Annotated in this window: 1 protein-coding gene; it reads right to left on the bottom strand. The window is 36.3% G+C overall.

The genetic code is table 11. From position 1 onward, the window contains the following. A partial coding sequence (locus FH603_RS28270) for a hypothetical protein (RefSeq protein WP_186742755.1) occupies positions 1-198 on the bottom strand: 198 nt, incomplete at its 3' end. Between the last annotated feature and the right edge of the window lie 766 nt (positions 199-964).

Below are 964 nucleotides of genomic sequence, written 5' to 3'. Positions count from 1 at the left end.
GGAGGTAGGGGTGGTAGCGGTGCCCACCAGCATGAAGGCTTTGGCCGTGGCGGGGAAGTGGCCCTGCAGGCTGATGGCCTGGCCGGGCAGGGCCGTGGCGGTCGTGTTGAAAAGGGCCAGCTGCGCCGATGCCGATTGAACGCTAAAAATCAGTAAAAGACAGACTATTAGTTTGAGTGACACGTAACGGTGAAGCATACTATTAGTGCGTTTAAAATGTATAGTTTCTATTATTTGTTAGCAAAACTAAATTAATAAATACTATTTGTTACCATTTTACTGTAAAAATAAACACAATTGATTGTTTTATATAACATTTAATACTATTTTGATATTAATATGAATATAATATTAACTAATAATCAGTTTTAGTATCATAGCATTACTATTTTACTATTAAATTAACATATGACTAAATGCGTAAGACTTTTTCTGATGTGTTAATTAATATATGTTATCTATTTATTACTATACTAACAATCAAGCCTTTGCACCCTTTTACCGTTCGCTTCCAAGTCTAAGTCAATTGATAATCGGGGTAATTTATTGGGCGTATCGAATAAAAAAGGTGGTGTAATCATTGATAATCTTGTTTGACCAAATTCCAAAATAATTGGTGAGAATAAGTAAAAAAGGCTTTCAACAGCTTTAGAAGCTATTTTCCAGACGAAACACAGCTTGTGCTTATGCTAAACAGTTATATATTATTACTATGTTAATTTTATTGCTGAGTCGTTATGTATTACCTGAAACGGAAAATTTAAGCAATGGTCCATTGCTGAATGTGCTTCGAACGGGGCAACAAGGAGTCAGGCGAATGTGATTTTAACGATCTATGGCATACTAGTAAATACAGGGCTTTCTCATAAAAGCCTTTTCACTCTCATGAAGTCGAATAATTCAGTTATTCTGTCGCTAAAGCGGTCCATTTGATGGGTCATGCTGGTGCTCAAACGGTCTAGTA

It is taken from the genome of Spirosoma utsteinense (genome assembly GCF_014282275.1).
In the GTDB taxonomy this organism is placed as follows: Bacteria; Bacteroidota; Bacteroidia; order Cytophagales; family Spirosomataceae; genus Spirosoma; species Spirosoma utsteinense.
The sequence above is the reverse complement of the archived record's forward strand: the minus strand, read 5'-3'. Positions and strand labels throughout refer to the sequence as shown.